We start from the raw sequence: 16,037 nt of genomic DNA on the forward strand, positions 1-16,037 counted from the left end.
GCTTACTTCTTCTGGACGGAAGCCGTGGGCTCTGGTGGTTGGTAATTGTCAATATGGTTGGCAATACCTAAAAGAATGACTGAGATAACGAGAACTATCCACCCAGTTAATTCAATAAGACGATTCATTATTGACGACATTTGCTTTGATTTATCCATAAACACAGGGGGTAAATGTTACTTTCCTGGCGAACGGTCGGCAAGAGGGAGGGAAACGTTTTCAGCCTCTGTTCTGTAACAAGTTAATCATTTGATGCTACGTTGATGGTCAGGACGCTATTGCGGCTAATCGCACGATGGTGTGGAATAGCGATATCTAAAACCGGAGGCAGTGAGATGAATGATAAAATCCGCGTTGGGTTAATCGGTTATGGCTACGCCAGTAAAACCTTTCATGCGCCCTTAATTATGGGAACGCCAGGGCTAGAGCTTGCGGCGGTATCCAGCAGCGATGAAACAAAAGTGAAAGCAGATTGGCCGGCGGTTTCCGTGGTCTCTGAGCCCCGACATTTATTTAACGATCCGCATATCGACCTGATCGTGATCCCGACGCCCAACGATACTCATTTCCCGCTGGCGAAAGCTGCGCTGGAAGCCGGTAAGCATGTGGTGGTTGATAAACCCTTTACCGTGACACTGTCACAGGCGCGAGAATTGGATGCGCTTGCGCGGAGCACTGGTCGGGTACTTTCCGTCTTCCACAACCGACGCTGGGACAGCGATTTTTTGACGCTGAAGGCCTTGCTGGCGGATGGCGTGCTCGGCGAGGTGTCCTTGTTTGAATCCCACTTTGATCGCTTCCGTCCCCAGGTGCGCGACCGCTGGCGCGAGCAAGGCGGGTCGGGAAGTGGTATCTGGTACGATCTGGCGCCGCACTTGTTGGATCAGGCCATTCAACTTTTTGGCCTGCCGGTCAGCATGACGGTGGATTTAGCGCAACTGCGTCCGGGCGCGCAATCTACAGATTATTTCCACGCGATTTTATCCTACCCCCAGCGCCGCGTGATTTTGCACGGTACGATGCTGGCCGCGGCGGAATCCGCGCGATACATCGTTCATGGTTCGCGCGGTAGCTATGTTAAATATGGCCTCGATCCCCAGGAAGAACGGTTAAAAAACGGCGAGCGTTTACCGCAGGAAGACTGGGGATACGACATGCGTGACGGCGTATTGACCCTGGTTGAGGGAGAGACGCGCAAAGAAGAGAACTGGCTTACGTTGCCGGGTAACTATCCGGCATATTATGCCGCTATCCGCGATGCGTTAAACGGTAACGGTGAAAATCCCGTGCCGGCAAGTCAGGCGATTCAAATTATGGAGTTGATTGAACTGGGCATGGAATCGGCAAAACATCGCGCGACGCTGTGTCTTGCCTGAGATGTCGCATTTCTCCGCCTGGGATAGCATTAAACCGCAGGCGGAGAAGAGCGTTAGTGTCAATAAAGCAATCTTACGCCGCGGCCACTTTTTCGCGCAGCGCACGTTTTTCGCTATCGCTCAGAAAGGCGATTTCCAGACCGTTAATCTGCGCCTGGCGAATCTGTTCGCGGCTCAATCCTGCCGCTGGCGCGGCGACATGATATTCATGGATAATATCTACGCCCTGAACAGCCGGATCGTCCGTATTAAGACTGGCGAGAACGCCATGCTCAAGGAAGGTTTTGAGCGGATGATCTGCCAGCGATGCGACGGTACTGGTCTGAATATTCGAGGTCAGACAGGATTCAATACCGATACGCTGCTGTGCAAGAAAATCCATTAACGCGCGATCTTCGACAGCTTTTACGCCATGTCCGATACGTTCGGCCCCCAGTTCGCGAATCGCCTGCCAGATACTTTCTGGCCCTGCGGCTTCGCCTGCGTGAACGGTAATATGCCAGCCCGCATCGCGCGCCCGATTAAAGTGCGACAAAAACAGACTGCCGGGAAAGCCCAGCTCATCACCGGCTAAATCCAGCGCGGTGATTTTCTCTCTGTGCGCCAGCAGCGCATCAAGCTCCTGTAAACATGCCGCCTCGCCGAAGGTACGGCTCATAATGCCAATGAGTCGCGCCTCGACGCCAAACGTGTTACAGCCGTCGCGTACGCCGTCGATAACGGCTTCAACCACGCCTGCGATCGGTAACTGATGCGCCATCGCCATATAGCCGGGCGAAAAGCGAAGCTCGACGTAATGCAGGCCGTTACGTGCGGCATCTTCAATATTTTCAAAGGCTACACGGCGGCAGGCGTCAAGCGATGCCAGGACTTTTACCCCCCAATCGAGCTTAGTGAGAAAGCTCACTAAATCGGGTTCGGTTGAGGTGACCTGGACATGCGGAATCAGCGTTTCCAGCGTTTGGGAGGGAAGGGCGATGTTGAACTGCCGACCAAGATCCAGAATTGTTTGGGCGCGAATGTTGCCATCAAGGTGGCGGTGGATGTCAGTCAAAGGAAGCGTAATATCAATCATGGGCGCACTCAATTTTTAATAAAAGTGCGCACCATTATACTACAGATTGATAATGCTCTGGAAATTTTGCAAAAACGGAGTCATTACGTTGCAACTTCGCGAGAGCGCGGGAGAAATTTTGTATCATTCTCTGTAACGCGCCCCCGGTCAGCTCACGGGGGTTGTCTCTGTTATCGCCTCTCAGGATAAAGGGTCAACCCCCCGCTTGTAGACGGTATCAGCGAACGGTGCGGTGGCAAAATCCATATCCGAGATCGTAAAGGGGAGCAGATCGGCTTCGCCAAAACGATCGGCGACATAATCCCACTACGTACACCATGTCCCGCGTCGGTCAACTTCCTGTGAAAAATCGAACATATCCCTTCCTTATGCCTGAACGGTATTCATCAGGCCAACCATTTCATCTTTTACCGACTGAACCTGCGGGCCGATAATTACCTGCAAATTATGCTGATTGAGCTGTACGATGCCTGTCGCGTGATTGTCCTTCAATGCCTGGACATCGACAAACGACATATCTTTCACTGACAGGCGTAGGGGGATGCAGTTGTCCAGACTCACGATGTTTTCCGTGCCGCCTAATGCTCACGACGAGCACCATGTGCGGAGTCAAACGATAGCCGCTCGCCTGGTAACGCAAAAGTAGAGGCTGCGCGTCGTTCGGCGCAGACCGGGTGCAGCGTCGCGACACCCGGCAAGGCGATTATTGTTGAGGCAGCGCCGGAACGTCCGGAACGGAAAGCGCCGGCATCCCAAACAGGCCGACAAAGTCTTCCAACGGCATTTTTTGTCCGTTGAGCGTGATCTGGCCATTGGCGTACTGCAAACTGGAGGCGATAGTATTATCCTTCAGCGTTGTCAGTCGGAACATCTGACCCATTGCGGACAGCCCCTGAACCTGCTGTTTTGCCAGTTTTTCCGCATCATCCTGCTGATAGCCTTCCAGCTTTGCTATCTGCGTCATAAACTCGACCGCCATGTCCATCGGAATTGCCAGTTTCGCATCCAGCGATTTCACGGAGCGGTCGACTTCCTGCGCCAGCGTTTGCGGTTGTGCCGTTGTGGTTGCCGGATCTTTGAGGAACAGCGACAGATTCAGCGTGGTTTCCCCTTTGGCGTTTTTCCAGCTAAGCGGCGCCAGGGTCAGTACCGGATCGCCTTTTAACAGCACGGGGAGAGCGCTAAAGAACGCTTCAGTGACTTTTTGCTGATAAAGCTCAGGATTCTGCGCCACGTCCGGCTGATTCAACAGCGCCTGCGTTTGCGCATGATATTGCTGACTAAACTGGTGCCAGGCTTCGCCGTCGATTTGACCGACTTTCAGCGTTAATTTACCGCTGCCCAAATCCTGATTCTGCACTTTCAGGCTGTTAAGCGAGTAATCCAACTGGCTGTTAATGGTTTTTCCGTCGTTGACGAGATCGGACTTGCCGGCAATTTCCATCCCTTCCAGCACCGCCATCTCTTTACCCTCAATGGCGATGGACAGTTTATCCAGCGTTAACTTTTGGTCGCCCACACGTTCGCCAAAGCTTGCCAGCTTACTGGTACCGTCTGTTTTCAAATTATTAAAGGTGAGTTGGACCTTCTGATTATATTCGTTAACGGCATCGACCAGGCCGCTCTGCGCTTCGCCTGACAGCGAAACCACATTACCGTCTTTATCGGCGTTAAGCTGGAACTCGCCGCCGCTAAAGGCGACCTTTTCACCGGCATTCTCGTAGTTTAACGGCTTGAGAGAGATATCGGAGCGGGTATCGCCGCCATAACCAATGCGGGTATTGATAACAAAGGGCGTGTCGCCTTTCGCGATATCAAAGAGGGGTTTTGCCGCATCGTTATTCACCAGGGTGGTTTTTACCGACGCCATAGAAGGGATCAGATTGAGCGTTTTGAGCTGGGCGAGCGGGAAGGGGCCATGTGAAACGGACTCGTCCAGCACAATGCTTTGCCCGGGCTTCAACCAGGTAGTGTCTGCGCCGGCAACCGGTTTGACAACCAGTTGCAGATGGCTACTGAACACGCCACGCTGGTAGTTTTGATAACTTAATTCGACACCGGCCTCCGGCGCAGTACGCTTGAGCTGTTCATTGGCCTGAGTCACCATTTCTGCAAGATGGTTCTCCAGCTTTTTCCCCGTATACCAAGCGCCGCCTGTCCAGACGATGCCAAGTGCAATTACTACACCTGCAGCTACCAGTGTTTTTTTCATATCAATTGTCCATAAAAATGAAACCAGGCGGATTAAACCGCCTGGAGGAGTTTTACGTCTGTTATAAGCTTAGCAAGAGTTGTTAAAAAATTCAGTACGTTGCTACAGCTTGTTATAAACACGCGCTAAACGGCCCGTGCCGCTGGCGTTAACCGGAGACTCATCCGCGCCGATAAAGGCAGATTCACCCGGCTTCAGTACCAGACGCTGTTCATCTTTACGTAACACCGCCTCACCCTCAACGCAGAACAGAATCGCGGCGCTGTGTTGGCCGATGCTCGTCTCCTGAAGCGCCAGGTCGTGCAGTGAAAAAGCAAAATCGTCAACCGGAATTGGGAAGTCCAGCTCCGCGCCGCTTTTTACCGGGGCAGTCAGTAACTCGCCAGCAGGCTTAGGTTCGAACTTCACGTTCGCGACCAGCTCAGGGATGTCGATATATTTTGGCGTAAGGCCAGCGCGCAGAACGTTATCGGAGTTTGCCATGACTTCCAGCGCAACGCCCTGCAGATAAGCATGAGGCGTTTCGGCAAACAGGAACATCGCCTCGCCGGGATTCAGTTTGACCACATTCAGCAACAAAGGAGAGAAAAGCCCGCTGTCGTCAGGATAATACTCTGAAATCACGCGGATCGTTTGCCACGGTTCGCCTTGCTGGCTGTTAAGCGCCGCTTTGAGTACGGCTAACGCGCGGGATTTTTCTTCGCCTTGCATATTCAACAGGCTGGCGAAAAGCTGGCTCAGACGTTCAGCATTCGGCGCCTGCAAAAAGTGGGCGATAGCGGAATGCGCGCCGGCGATAGGTTGCAGTAAAGAGACAATGTCAGAAAATTCGCGGAACGCGTTCATCGCCAGGAAAGGCGTCAGGGCAAAAACCAGCTCTGGTTTATGGTTAGGATCTTTATAGTTCCGCTCTGCGGCATCCATGGGGATACCCGCCGCATTTTCTTTCGCGAAACCGATTTCGGAATTGCGCTTATTCGGGTGCACCTGAATAGAGAGCGGCTGCGCGGCGCACAGTACTTTAAACAGAAACGGCAGTTCGCCGAAACGGTTGGCTACCGCTTCGCCCAGCATGGCGGTTTTATTCTTTTCGATGGCGTCACGCAGGGAGACGGTTTCGCCGTTGGCGGTGGTGATTCGCGAGCTGCTTTTGGGATGCGCGCCCATCCAGAGTTCAGCCATTGGCTGCTGCTGCGGATTGGCGATGCCATAAAGTTCCGTTAACGCAGTTTTACTTCCCCAGGCATAGTTTTGCACTGAGTTAATGAGTTTTTGCATTATCAAGCCCTGTTTCAATGTGGAGATCAATGGGAGGTATTAAACCAAGAAACCCGCATGAAGTAACCTCCGGGCGTAAAAAGTCGTACTTGTCTCAGTTTTTGTTAAAAAATTGTGTAGGATAGTGTTACTCGCTTTGAGTCGGGCAATGGAACACCTGCCCAGAGAATAACCATACCGAGCGGTAAGTGAGAGCACAATGTCAAACAAACCCTTCTTTTATCAAGACCCTTTTCCCCTCAAAAAGGACGATACCGAGTACTACTTGTTGACCAGCGAACATGTTTCCGTCGCCGAATTCGAAGGACAAGAGATCCTGAAAGTCGCGCCGGAAGCGCTAACGTTGTTGGCGCGTCAGGCCTTCCACGATGCGTCTTTTATGTTACGTCCCGCGCATCAGCAGCAGGTGGCGGATATTCTGCGCGATCCGCAGGCCAGTGAAAACGACAAATATGTCGCGCTGCAATTCCTGCGAAACTCCGATATCGCGGCCAAGGGCGTGTTGCCCACCTGCCAGGATACCGGTACGGCCATTATTGTCGGCAAAAAAGGCCAACGCGTCTGGACTGGCGGAGGTGATGAAGCGGCGCTGGCTCGCGGCGTATATAATACCTATATCGAAGATAACCTGCGCTATTCACAGAACGCGGCGCTGGATATGTACAAAGAGGTCAATACCGGTACTAACCTGCCGGCGCAGATCGATCTCTACAGCGTCGATGGCGATGAATATAAATTCCTCTGTATCGCTAAAGGCGGCGGATCGGCGAATAAAACCTACCTCTATCAGGAGACAAAAGCGCTTCTGACGCCGGGTAAGCTCAAAAATTATCTCGTCGATAAGATGCGTACGCTGGGCACCGCCGCCTGTCCGCCGTATCACATTGCGTTTGTCATTGGCGGCACCTCGGCGGAAGCGAACCTGAAGACCGTTAAGCTGGCCTCGGCAAAATACTATGATGCGCTACCGACCGAAGGCAATGAACACGGGCAGGCCTTCCGCGATATTGAGCTGGAAAAAGAATTGTTGCTTGAGGCGCAAAATCTTGGCTTAGGCGCGCAGTTCGGCGGCAAGTATTTCGCTCACGATATTCGTGTCATCCGATTGCCGCGCCACGGGGCATCGTGTCCGGTAGGTATGGGCGTGTCCTGCTCCGCGGATCGAAACATTAAAGCGAAGATCAACCGGGACGGGATCTGGATCGAGAAGCTGGAGCGCAATCCCGGTAAATATATTCCAGAGGCGCTGCGCCAGGCGGGAGAGGGCGAGGCGGTGCGCGTTGATCTTAACCGTCCCATGAGCGAGATACTGCAACAACTGTCGCAGTATCCGGTATCAACGCGCCTGTCGCTGAACGGCACGATTATTGTGGGCCGCGACATCGCGCACGCTAAACTGAAAGAACGGATGGACAGCGGCGAAGGTTTGCCGCAGTACATCAAAGATCATCCTATCTATTATGCGGGGCCGGCAAAAACGCCGGAAGGGTATGCCTCCGGGTCGCTTGGGCCGACTACCGCAGGACGAATGGACTCTTATGTTGATCAGCTCCAGTCGCAGGGCGGCAGTATGATCATGCTGGCGAAAGGCAACCGCAGCCAGCAGGTGACCGATGCCTGTAAGAAACATGGCGGCTTCTACCTGGGCAGTATCGGCGGCCCGGCAGCCGTTCTGGCGCAGGGCAGTATCAAGCGCCTGGAGTGCGTGGAATATCCTGAACTGGGTATGGAGGCTATCTGGAAAATTGAAGTGGAGGATTTTCCGGCCTTTATTCTGGTGGATGATAAAGGCAACGATTTCTTCCAGCAGATTCAGTCATCGCAGTGCGCACGCTGCGTTAAGTAATGTCGCCGCCCTGCGGGGCGGTAACATGATTCGCTATTTTGCCGGAGAACGGCGCAAGCGCCTTATCCGGTCTACACCGTTGTGTTGTTATCGTTAATACTCATAAGACCGCAAACATGTGAGCAATGTCGACACATGATCTCATCAACTTGAGTAAGGAGCAGGTAATGGTAACGGTACGCCGCGAGAAAGATTCAATGGGCGCGATTGAAGTCCCGGCAGATAAACTGTGGGGGGCGCAGACTCAACGTTCGCTGGAGCATTTTCGGATTTCCACGGAGAAAATGCCCGTCTCGCTCATTCACGCTCTGGCGTTGACCAAGCGCGCCGCTGCGAAGGTCAACCAGGACTTAGGGTTGTTGGCGGCGGAAAAAGCCAGCGCGATTATCCAGGCGGCTGATGAAGTGCTGGCGGGAAAACATGCTGATGAGTTTCCGCTGGCGATTTGGCAGACCGGGTCCGGTACGCAAAGCAACATGAATATGAATGAAGTGTTAGCGAACCGCGCCAGTGAAATTTTGGGCGGCGTTCGCGGTATGGAACGCAAGGTGCATCCCAATGATGACGTCAATAAGAGTCAAAGCTCAAACGATGTGTTCCCAACCGCCATGCACGTGGCGGCGTTACTGGCGTTACGCGAACACCTTATCCCGCAATTATCCGCATTAACGGATACGCTTCGCGATAAATCCCACGCTTTCGCCGATATTGTCAAAATTGGCCGTACTCACCTGCAGGACGCGACGCCGCTCACCTTAGGCCAGGAGATTTCCGGTTGGGTAGCCATGCTGGAACATAACCTCAGACACATTGAGCACAGTTTACCGCACGTCGCGGAACTGGCGCTCGGCGGAACCGCAGTAGGGACAGGGCTTAATACCCATCCGGAATATGCCCGGCGCGTGGCCGAGGAACTGGCGACGATTACCGCGGCGCCGTTTGTTACCGCCCCCAATAAATTCGAAGCGCTGGCGACCTGTGACGCGTTGGTACAGGCGCATGGCGCATTAAAAGGACTGGCGGCCTCGCTGATGAAAATCGCCAACGATGTTCGCTGGCTGGCGTCCGGCCCGCGCTGCGGCATTGGCGAGATTGCTATCCCGGAGAATGAGCCAGGCAGTTCCATTATGCCTGGTAAAGTGAATCCGACCCAGTGTGAAGCGGTAACGATGCTATGTTGCCAGGTGATGGGTAACGATGTGGCCATTAATATGGGGGGCGCATCGGGCAACTTTGAGCTCAACGTCTATCGTCCGATGGTTATTCATAATTTTCTGCAAACGGTGCGCCTGCTGGCCGATGGCATGGAGAGTTTTAATAAACACTGTGCGTCAGGAATCGAGCCAAACCGCGAGCGTATTACGCAGTTGCTGAATGAGTCGCTGATGCTGGTCACTGCGCTCAATACGCACATCGGTTACGATAAAGCGGCGGAGATTGCGAAGAAGGCGCATAAAGAAGGGCTGACGCTAAAAGCCTCAGCCGTGGCATTAGGATACCTTAGCGACGAGGAGTTCGACGCCTGGGTACGTCCGGAGTTGATGGTTGGCAGTATGACGCCGGGACGTTAATCCGCCACATACAGGTGCAGTCGCGGAATAATCAGTCGCAGCGGCTGCGCCTGTGGTTTAAAACGGTGCTGAATATTATCGGCGTCATAGTTTTCCAGCCCACCAATATCCGGCACGCCAGCGCCGTTGTCCGTGTTGATTAATGCGATAATCGGCGTGGGGCAGGCGTGTTGCACCTGTTTCTGCTGGCCTTTATACCAGATGCGGGCGATCGGCTGTACTTTAACCGGACGCTTAATCTTGAGTCGGGCCTGCTGCGGTAAGGCAGCGATATCCTGATATTCCCGTTCCAGCTTGAATTGCCATTGTTCGCGCGTCCACGGCGGGACGCTGCGCGGCGACGCGAGGCTTTTTTTCAACTGGCTCAGAACCTCATCCCGGCTTAAATTTTTAATAATATGTTTATTTGCCCAGCCGAAACGTATGGTGGCGGGGTTATTGATAAGCGTCAGCGTGCGGTAAGCGTTCAGCGTAATTAAGCCGGGTAGATGCCGATGCACCCACTCAAAACGTGCCGCTGAGGGAAGACCGGACTCTACCGTAACCATCTGCTCGAAGGTGGTTTTCAACTGGTTAATGCGCTGTATCTGATTTTCCAGATCTAACTGTATCGCATTATCCACTTGATAGCATAAGACGCCAGGCAGGCGGACGGCGGCTTTACTGCTGCGGTTTTCGGACTGCTGTTGAATAAACAAATGGCGATAGTGACGTAGCGCCAGCGTTTCGGCCTCTTTCCCCAGATGTTGCGTTACCTCGATAGTATCCAGCGGCGCATGTTCCGCCTCTTTGGTCACCTGCGGCAGTGAAAAGACACGGGCGATAAGTAGCGAATGCTGCTGTAGATTATCCGTCAGCGCCGCCAGGTGTTGTTCTATCTGGCGAAAAGTGCCATTCAGGCGTTCAACGAGATCGTAGCGGGACATGGTATCACTCACTTTAGTTACAACATACTATCTGTATAGCACAGTTCCCGCCGCTCAACCAGCGTGCAAAATACGTCAGGCAGCGGTCACGTTGGACATCGCGTGCCAGACCGGCCAGTGAAAGCTAAATTTTGCGCCGCCCAGTTCGCTCTCGTCACAGACGACGCTACCGCCCATCGCCAGGGCGATAGAGTGTACGATGGCGAGTCCAAGCCCGCAGCCGCCTGTCGCCCGGTCTCTACTGGGGTCGAGTCTGACAAAAGGTTCAAATACGCGCTCTCGCGCATCCGCTTCAATGCCGGGGCCATCATCTTCGACTATCAGCGTTGCCTGACTGCCGTCGAGTAACAGACTGACCTGAACGGTGGTATGACTGTAGCGCAACGCATTATTCAGCAGGTTATCCAGCACTCGCGACATTAACCGCATATCAAGCGCGCCATAATCGCCGATTACACATGTGAGAAGGTTTACGGCACGTTCCGGGTTCACGCTCTGCACATCCTGCAAATGCGCGAGCAACCAGGCGGGGAGGTCGGGTTCGGTCAACATCAGTTCATTTTGCGGTCGGTCAAGGCGCGCATAGGTGAGCAGTTCTTCAATCAGCGCTTCCAGTTGACCAATATCGCGATTGAGCGCCTGTGATTCCGGCGGTGTCAGATTTTCACTCATTTCAAGCCGATAGCGTAAACGTACCAGCGGCGTGCGAAGCTCATGGGCGATACCGTCAATCAGCTGTTTTTTACTGGCGATCAGGGCATTAATGTTATCCGCCATCTGGTTGAACGCGACGCCCAGACGTTCGAAACTGGAGCCATTATCGAAGTGCAGGCGTTCAGTCAAATGACCCTCGCCAAAGCGCTGCGCGGCGGATTCGAGCCTGAGCATTTCTTGCCAGTGCGGACGCATCCAGATAAACACAGGAAAGGCGAGAGAAAAGGCAATGAGCGCCATTAAGGCGATATCCAGCAGTCGCATTTGATGCAGGAAATAGAGATAGGGAACCGGGCCAACCGCCAGGACGTAATGGCTGCGCGGGATACGCTGAATAAAGGTGTATTGATCGTCAAGCGCGACAATATCGCCTTCACGCAGTCGCTGCGTGGTGGCGGCATCAAGCTTATAGTGATTTAACGGTTCAACGCGTAAATCGAAAGAGAGGTTCAGGTCCATCTCTTTTAACGTTTTCCCCCATTCACGCGGCGGAATTTCCCGCAGTTCGCTGCGCATCAGATAGAGCGAACTTTTCATCAGATCGTCGAGCGATTGCCTGCCCGCGCGTTCGGCGGTGAATTTGTACACCAGTCCGACCAATAAGGTCATGACCAGAAAACAGACGAACAGCAAAAGGTAAAACTGCACAAACAGCTTTTTCATCAACGCCCACCGGATCTCAATACATTAGCTCTATCGCGCGCTGACGGAAAAGATTTCCCGTCAGCGCCGCTGGTGGGTTATAAAAGCAGGCTTTGCGTCAACTGACAACCTCATTGTCCGGCGTTAAGTTCCGGACTTTCGTGAACAATGCGTCCATCGACAAGCGTCAAAATAGCGCGAATGGTATCAATTCTGTCTTCCGGCATCGTCATAAATGGCTGATTGAGTACCGCCAGATCGGCCTGTTTTCCGACGCTAAGCTGGCCCCGGTGTTGTTCGGCAAAGGCGAGCCAGGCGGCATGACGTGTATATAACGCTAGCGCTTCCAGACGCGTGAGCCGCTCGCTGGCGGGTTTACGCACGGAACCGCCTGACGCTATACCGGTGATATGATATTCGATAGCGTGCCAGACACCGGCAATGCCAATACGCGTCGAATCGGTGCCGCCAGCTACGACAAGCCCTTTATCCAGCGCCAGTCGAACCGGCGGCGAATTGTCCGTCGCGCCGGGTGGATTGGCGTCACGGATGGCAAGCCCCTCAAAGTAAGGCCCCATTTGCACAGTGTATGCCAGACCCAGCTTACGCATTCGCTCAAGTGTCTGTGGCGAACCGGTATTCAGATGCGCAATAGACCAGCGGAGAGGGCGCAGATCGTACTGCTGCGCTACCTGCTCAAAAATCGTCAATATCGCGTCGGCGCTGTCATCGGTATAGGCGTGGATCTCAAGCGGTATTCCCCGTTTTGCCGCAAACGTCGCGACCTGGCGAAGCGCGGTTTTGTCCTGCTCTGAGGAAGAAAATCCTGGGGCCATCCGCACGCCGTCATTCATTCCGGCCACCAGGCTTTCCCCCAGACCCAGAAAAGCCAGTTGCCCGTCATCGGCACGCGCCGGGCGAAAGGCCATCAGGTTGCTGAACCACTGCGCTTCATGACCTTTCGCTTCCGGCTGTACCGGAATGCGATACCCCACGCGCAGCGGTAAATCCCCCTGGTTTCGCATTGCAAATAAAGGCTCATAAGCGGCGGCAGGCCCGGCAGAGGGGTCAATGATGCCGGTCACGCCGCGAGCGTTCATATCAGCGAAAAATTGCCGCAGACCACCCTCGCGATCGGCGTTACGACTTATGCTGGCAAAAAGCTGATTGAACGCGGCGATGTCACCAAATAATTTCCCCGTGGCGCTACCTTTTGCGTCGCGCTCTACGCGGATTCCCGCTAAATCAGGAGGAGGGGTGTTGTTAAGGCCAAGTACGTCTATACCGCGCTGATTCACTAACGCATAGTCGTACAGATACTGAATATAAGCCGGATGATCGGGAAGGGCGTGGCTCAGTTCGGCTACCGTCGGCGCCCGGTTTTCTGCAAATTGTGCCGGTATCCACGATCCCACTACGGCTACCCATTGATCGTGGGGACGACGGTTAGCGTCGGCGCGTAATTTATCCAGCGCGTCTTTAAGCGAAGGGCTGTCGTACCAGTAGGTTTCGAATGTCCAGGTTTGTCCGCCGCGAATGGCATGAATGTGGGTATCGGTCAGGCCGGGTATCACGGTTTTACCCTGTAAATCGATGGTACGGGTATGGTCGCCGCGCCAGTCATTTGTCGCCGTATCATCGCCAATCGCCACAATCCGCGAGCCGGAAATCGCCAGCGCGCTGGCCTGCGGCTGGGCATCATTCAGAGTGATGATATTACCGTTATGTAAAATAATATCCGCTGCCGGGCGGGCGGCGGTGGCTGCGCCTGTGGCCGTGAGCAGAAAGAGAAGCGCGGTGCTGGAAAGCAGAGACGGGACGAGACTGATCATTAGCATGTTCCTTTTGTCGGGCGATAAGCAAACCATAGAGAGCGAACAAGAATTGTTCAATCTGTGCCCAGGGAACAGTGCGTTCTGTTTTTAGAACGGTGGTGATAAAAAAAGAAAAGCCCGCCGAAACGGCGGGCTTGAGAAGAATTAATGAATAATTAGAACTGGTAAACCATACCCAGCGCGACGATATCATCAGTGCTGATACCGGCATCTTTATAGAACGGGTCGTCGTCATCCAGCAGGTTGATTTTATAATCAACATAGGTGGAGAAGTTTTTGTTGAAATAGTAGGTAGCACCTACATCAGCATATTTAACCAGGTCTTTATCATCGCCATTAACGTTGTTATAGGTCAGATCTTTACCTTTAGACATCAGGAAAGAAACCGCCGGGCGCAGACCGAAATCAAATTGATATTGGGCTGTAACTTCGAAGTTTTGCGTTTTGTTTGCTACGCCGCCATCATAACCCTTGTCCGTTTTACCATAAGGCGTCATATTACGGGTTTCAGAATACATAGTCGCTAAATAGATGTTGTTGGCATCATATTTCAAGCCAGCTGTCCATGCATCCGCTTTGTCGCCGCCAGCAATCGTGCCGCCAGCATTGACTTGCTCATTAGTACGATCGGAAGTGGTATACGCAGCGCCTGCGCTGAAGCCCATGCCAATATCATAGGTAGTAGAAATACCGAAGCCATCACCGTTATCGTAACGAATATCGTCGCCATTATTACGGTTATTGGTACCGATATTTACATCGTCAGCGCTTTGGCTTTCATTTTTACCCTGATATTGCAACGCGAAGTTCAGACCGTCTACCAGACCGAAGAAATCAGTGTTACGGTAGGTGGCCACGCCGTTAGCACGACCGGTCATGTAGTTGTCAGCGTAAGTATAGGAGTCGCCGCCGAACTCAGGCAGCATATCGGTCCAGCCTTCTACGTCGTACAGGACGCCGTAGTTACGACCATAGTCGAATGAGCCGTAGTCGCCGAATTTCAGGCCGGCGAATGCCAGACGAGTCCAGGAATTAGCGCCTTCGCCTTCGGTAGTGTTAGCCTGAACGTTATATTCCCACTGGCCGTAACCGGTCAGTTGGTCGTTAATCTGCGTTTCGCCTTTAAAGCCGACACGCATATAGGTCTGATCGCCATCTTTAGAAGAGTCATCAGAGAAATAGTGCAGGCCGTCTACTTTCCCGTAAAGGTCCAGTTTGTTGCCGTCTTTGTTATAAATTTCAGCGGCGTGTGCTGCGCCAGCAGCCAGCAGAGCCGGGATGACAAGTGCCAATACTTTTCTTTTCATTTTTTTATCCTTAAAAACTTAACTTATTTGCAAAAGATTGAACTTCTACAGATTCGTTGAATCAAAGGCATCCTAATCTGAATAATATTATTTCAGCAAATGCTAACTTTTCTTATATGTTATTAATTAATACAAAAGTTACTATCGGAAACGCATATATTTATGGTGAATATGTTTGTTGTTATATATTCATGACTATGATTTGTTTGATTTCACAATTTGCGAAAAAAGACGGCAATATAGCAGCGGGCAGACATTCTGTTATCAATTTTGTGAACTGGCTTCGAGTTTTTTTATTTAATTTTCTTGAGCGAAAAAGACGTAATGATGAACCGCAACGCAGAGAAAACGGTAATAAAGGGGCTGTTCCGACTAATAAAAATAGCATCCATGTATACAATGTCTGTTTTTTGAACAGTGGCGGTGATGAGCATCGCCACTATGACTTGATAAAGGCAGGTAAAATCTGTCGACTCACTTATCCCGTCGTTTCGTCCCAGGCATGAGGGGCAAAAAGATAGCCTTTATTGCGAATGGTCTTTATACGATAGGGCTCAGCAGCGCTATCCAGCAGTTTCTTACGCAGGCGGGAAATCGCTACATCCACGCTGCGATCCAGACCATCATAATTGACGCCGCGCAGCGTTTTTAGCAACGCGTCGCGATCCATAATTTGTCCGGCGTGTGTCGCCAGTTCCCAGAGCAATTCAAAATCGGCGGTGGAGAGCGATATGAAATCGCCATTGAGCTGGACCGCCCGGTTAAGGGGATCGATGGTTAACGCGCCAAAACGCAGCGCTTTATGCGGCGTAAGCGCGCTCTCCTGAAGACTTTTTGCCTGTTGCGTTTGTTCGCTTTGCCGCAGGTGTAAGCGCAGACGTGCCAGCAAAACGGCCGGAGGCGTGGTTTTGAGGATGTAGTCGCAGGCGCCCATCTCCAGCGCCAGAATATGATTCATATCACTGTCCAGCGAGGTGAGCAGGACAATCGGGCCTTGCCAGCGGTGGCGCAGATCGCGGCATATCGTCATGCCATCTTTACCTGGAAGCATAATATCCAGTAAAACCAGATCGGGCTGAGTGGTGAGGATAAGATCCTCCGCCCGGTCACCACGCGGCTCAACAATGACATCAATATCATGTTTCGCCAGATAAGCGGCAATGAGAGAACCCACTTCAGCGTCGTCTTCAACAAATACAATGCGGTTCATATTATAAATGGAGAATAGAAAACGCCAACATACACCGCCTCTGTT

General features: G+C 52.6%; 12 protein-coding genes and 2 pseudogenes. 3 read left to right on the forward strand and 11 right to left on the reverse strand.

What is annotated here, in order from left to right; genetic code table 11:
• Positions 1-2: 2 nt before the first annotated feature.
• Positions 3-128 (reverse strand): division septum protein Blr, encoded by a 126-nt coding sequence (gene blr, locus ACLJTG_RS01655; RefSeq protein WP_001708800.1) that lies wholly within the window; start codon positions 126-128, stop codon positions 3-5.
• A 207-nt stretch (positions 129-335) separates the two neighbouring features.
• Between blr and ACLJTG_RS01660 the strand changes: the two genes are divergently transcribed.
• Positions 336-1,376, forward strand: coding sequence for an oxidoreductase (locus ACLJTG_RS01660; protein WP_198898121.1), 1,041 nt, complete (start codon positions 336-338; stop codon positions 1,374-1,376).
• 73 nt (positions 1,377-1,449) lie between these two features.
• Here the strand turns inward: ACLJTG_RS01660 and add are convergent, their stop codons facing one another.
• The 5 genes and pseudogenes from add to manA form a co-directional block, all read right to left on the reverse strand.
• A complete protein-coding gene (gene add, locus ACLJTG_RS01665) occupies positions 1,450-2,451 on the reverse strand; it encodes an adenosine deaminase (RefSeq protein ID WP_000565577.1) in 1,002 nt (333 codons plus the stop codon).
• Between the two features lie 225 nt (positions 2,452-2,676).
• A pseudogene (locus ACLJTG_RS01670) lies at positions 2,677-2,808 on the reverse strand (transcriptional regulator); the annotation flags it as partial.
• A 9-nt stretch (positions 2,809-2,817) separates the two neighbouring features.
• Positions 2,818-3,036 (reverse strand): annotated as a pseudogene (locus tag ACLJTG_RS01675) (PTS transporter subunit EIIB); the annotation flags it as partial.
• Between the two features lie 118 nt (positions 3,037-3,154).
• Complete coding sequence (locus ACLJTG_RS01680) at positions 3,155-4,663, reverse strand: YdgA family protein (RefSeq protein ID WP_000753334.1); 1,509 nt, start codon at positions 4,661-4,663, stop codon at positions 3,155-3,157.
• 102 nt (positions 4,664-4,765) lie between these two features.
• Positions 4,766-5,941, reverse strand: a complete 1,176-nt coding sequence (gene manA, locus ACLJTG_RS01685) for a mannose-6-phosphate isomerase (RefSeq protein WP_001170618.1) — start codon at positions 5,939-5,941, stop codon at positions 4,766-4,768.
• Positions 5,942-6,140: 199 nt separating this feature from the next.
• Here manA and fumB point away from each other — a divergent pair, with 199 nt between their 5' ends.
• Both fumB and fumC read left to right on the forward strand, forming a co-directional pair.
• Positions 6,141-7,787, forward strand: a complete 1,647-nt coding sequence (gene fumB / locus ACLJTG_RS01690) for a class I fumarate hydratase (RefSeq protein ID WP_000066603.1) — start codon at positions 6,141-6,143, stop codon at positions 7,785-7,787.
• A 167-nt stretch (positions 7,788-7,954) separates the two neighbouring features.
• A complete protein-coding gene (gene fumC, locus ACLJTG_RS01695) occupies positions 7,955-9,358 on the forward strand; it encodes a class II fumarate hydratase (protein WP_000259121.1) in 1,404 nt (467 codons plus the stop codon).
• On the opposite strand, the gene tus is transcribed toward fumC, so the two are convergent.
• From tus to rstA, 5 genes are all read right to left on the reverse strand, one after another.
• Positions 9,355-10,284 (reverse strand): DNA replication terminus site-binding protein, encoded by a 930-nt coding sequence (gene tus / locus ACLJTG_RS01700; protein WP_000092493.1) that lies wholly within the window; start codon positions 10,282-10,284, stop codon positions 9,355-9,357. The two genes, fumC and tus, sit on opposite strands and share 4 nt — an antisense overlap.
• A gap of 75 nt (positions 10,285-10,359) precedes the next feature.
• Entirely contained in the window at positions 10,360-11,661 is a 1,302-nt protein-coding gene (gene rstB, locus ACLJTG_RS01705; RefSeq protein ID WP_079951577.1) for a two-component system sensor histidine kinase RstB, read from the reverse strand.
• Between the two features lie 110 nt (positions 11,662-11,771).
• On the reverse strand, positions 11,772-13,478 hold the full coding sequence (locus ACLJTG_RS01710; protein ID WP_079951576.1) for an amidohydrolase: 1,707 nt from the start codon (positions 13,476-13,478) through the stop codon (positions 11,772-11,774).
• 152 nt (positions 13,479-13,630) lie between these two features.
• Positions 13,631-14,782, reverse strand: a complete 1,152-nt coding sequence (ompS2, locus tag ACLJTG_RS01715) for a porin OmpS2 (RefSeq protein ID WP_000824321.1) — start codon at positions 14,780-14,782, stop codon at positions 13,631-13,633.
• A gap of 478 nt (positions 14,783-15,260) precedes the next feature.
• Positions 15,261-15,992 carry a two-component system response regulator RstA gene (gene rstA / locus ACLJTG_RS01720; protein WP_001080048.1) on the reverse strand — a complete coding sequence of 244 codons (732 nt, stop codon included), beginning with the start codon at positions 15,990-15,992 and terminating at the stop codon, positions 15,261-15,263.
• Between the last annotated feature and the right edge of the window lie 45 nt (positions 15,993-16,037).

The sequence above is a fragment of the Salmonella sp. SAL00672 genome, from assembly GCF_046552175.1.
Lineage (GTDB): Bacteria > Pseudomonadota > Gammaproteobacteria > Enterobacterales > Enterobacteriaceae > Salmonella > Salmonella enterica.

Excerpts from the sequence above, each read along its gene's own strand:
- blr (WP_001708800.1), bottom strand. The coding sequence starts at position 128 with ATGAATCGTCTTATTGAATTAACTGGGTGGATAGTTCTCGTTATCTCA.
- ACLJTG_RS01660 (WP_198898121.1), top strand. The coding sequence starts at position 336 with ATGAATGATAAAATCCGCGTTGGGTTAATCGGTTATGGCTACGCCAGT.
- add (WP_000565577.1), bottom strand. The coding sequence starts at position 2,451 with ATGATTGATATTACGCTTCCTTTGACTGACATCCACCGCCACCTTGAT.
- ACLJTG_RS01680 (WP_000753334.1), bottom strand. The coding sequence starts at position 4,663 with ATGAAAAAAACACTGGTAGCTGCAGGTGTAGTAATTGCACTTGGCATC.
- manA (WP_001170618.1), bottom strand. The coding sequence starts at position 5,941 with ATGCAAAAACTCATTAACTCAGTGCAAAACTATGCCTGGGGAAGTAAA.
- fumB (WP_000066603.1), top strand. The coding sequence starts at position 6,141 with ATGTCAAACAAACCCTTCTTTTATCAAGACCCTTTTCCCCTCAAAAAG.
- fumC (WP_000259121.1), top strand. The coding sequence starts at position 7,955 with ATGGTAACGGTACGCCGCGAGAAAGATTCAATGGGCGCGATTGAAGTC.
- tus (WP_000092493.1), bottom strand. The coding sequence starts at position 10,284 with ATGTCCCGCTACGATCTCGTTGAACGCCTGAATGGCACTTTTCGCCAG.
- rstB (WP_079951577.1), bottom strand. The coding sequence starts at position 11,661 with ATGAAAAAGCTGTTTGTGCAGTTTTACCTTTTGCTGTTCGTCTGTTTT.
- ACLJTG_RS01710 (WP_079951576.1), bottom strand. The coding sequence starts at position 13,478 with ATGCTAATGATCAGTCTCGTCCCGTCTCTGCTTTCCAGCACCGCGCTT.
- ompS2 (WP_000824321.1), bottom strand. The coding sequence starts at position 14,782 with ATGAAAAGAAAAGTATTGGCACTTGTCATCCCGGCTCTGCTGGCTGCT.
- rstA (WP_001080048.1), bottom strand. The coding sequence starts at position 15,992 with ATGAACCGCATTGTATTTGTTGAAGACGACGCTGAAGTGGGTTCTCTC.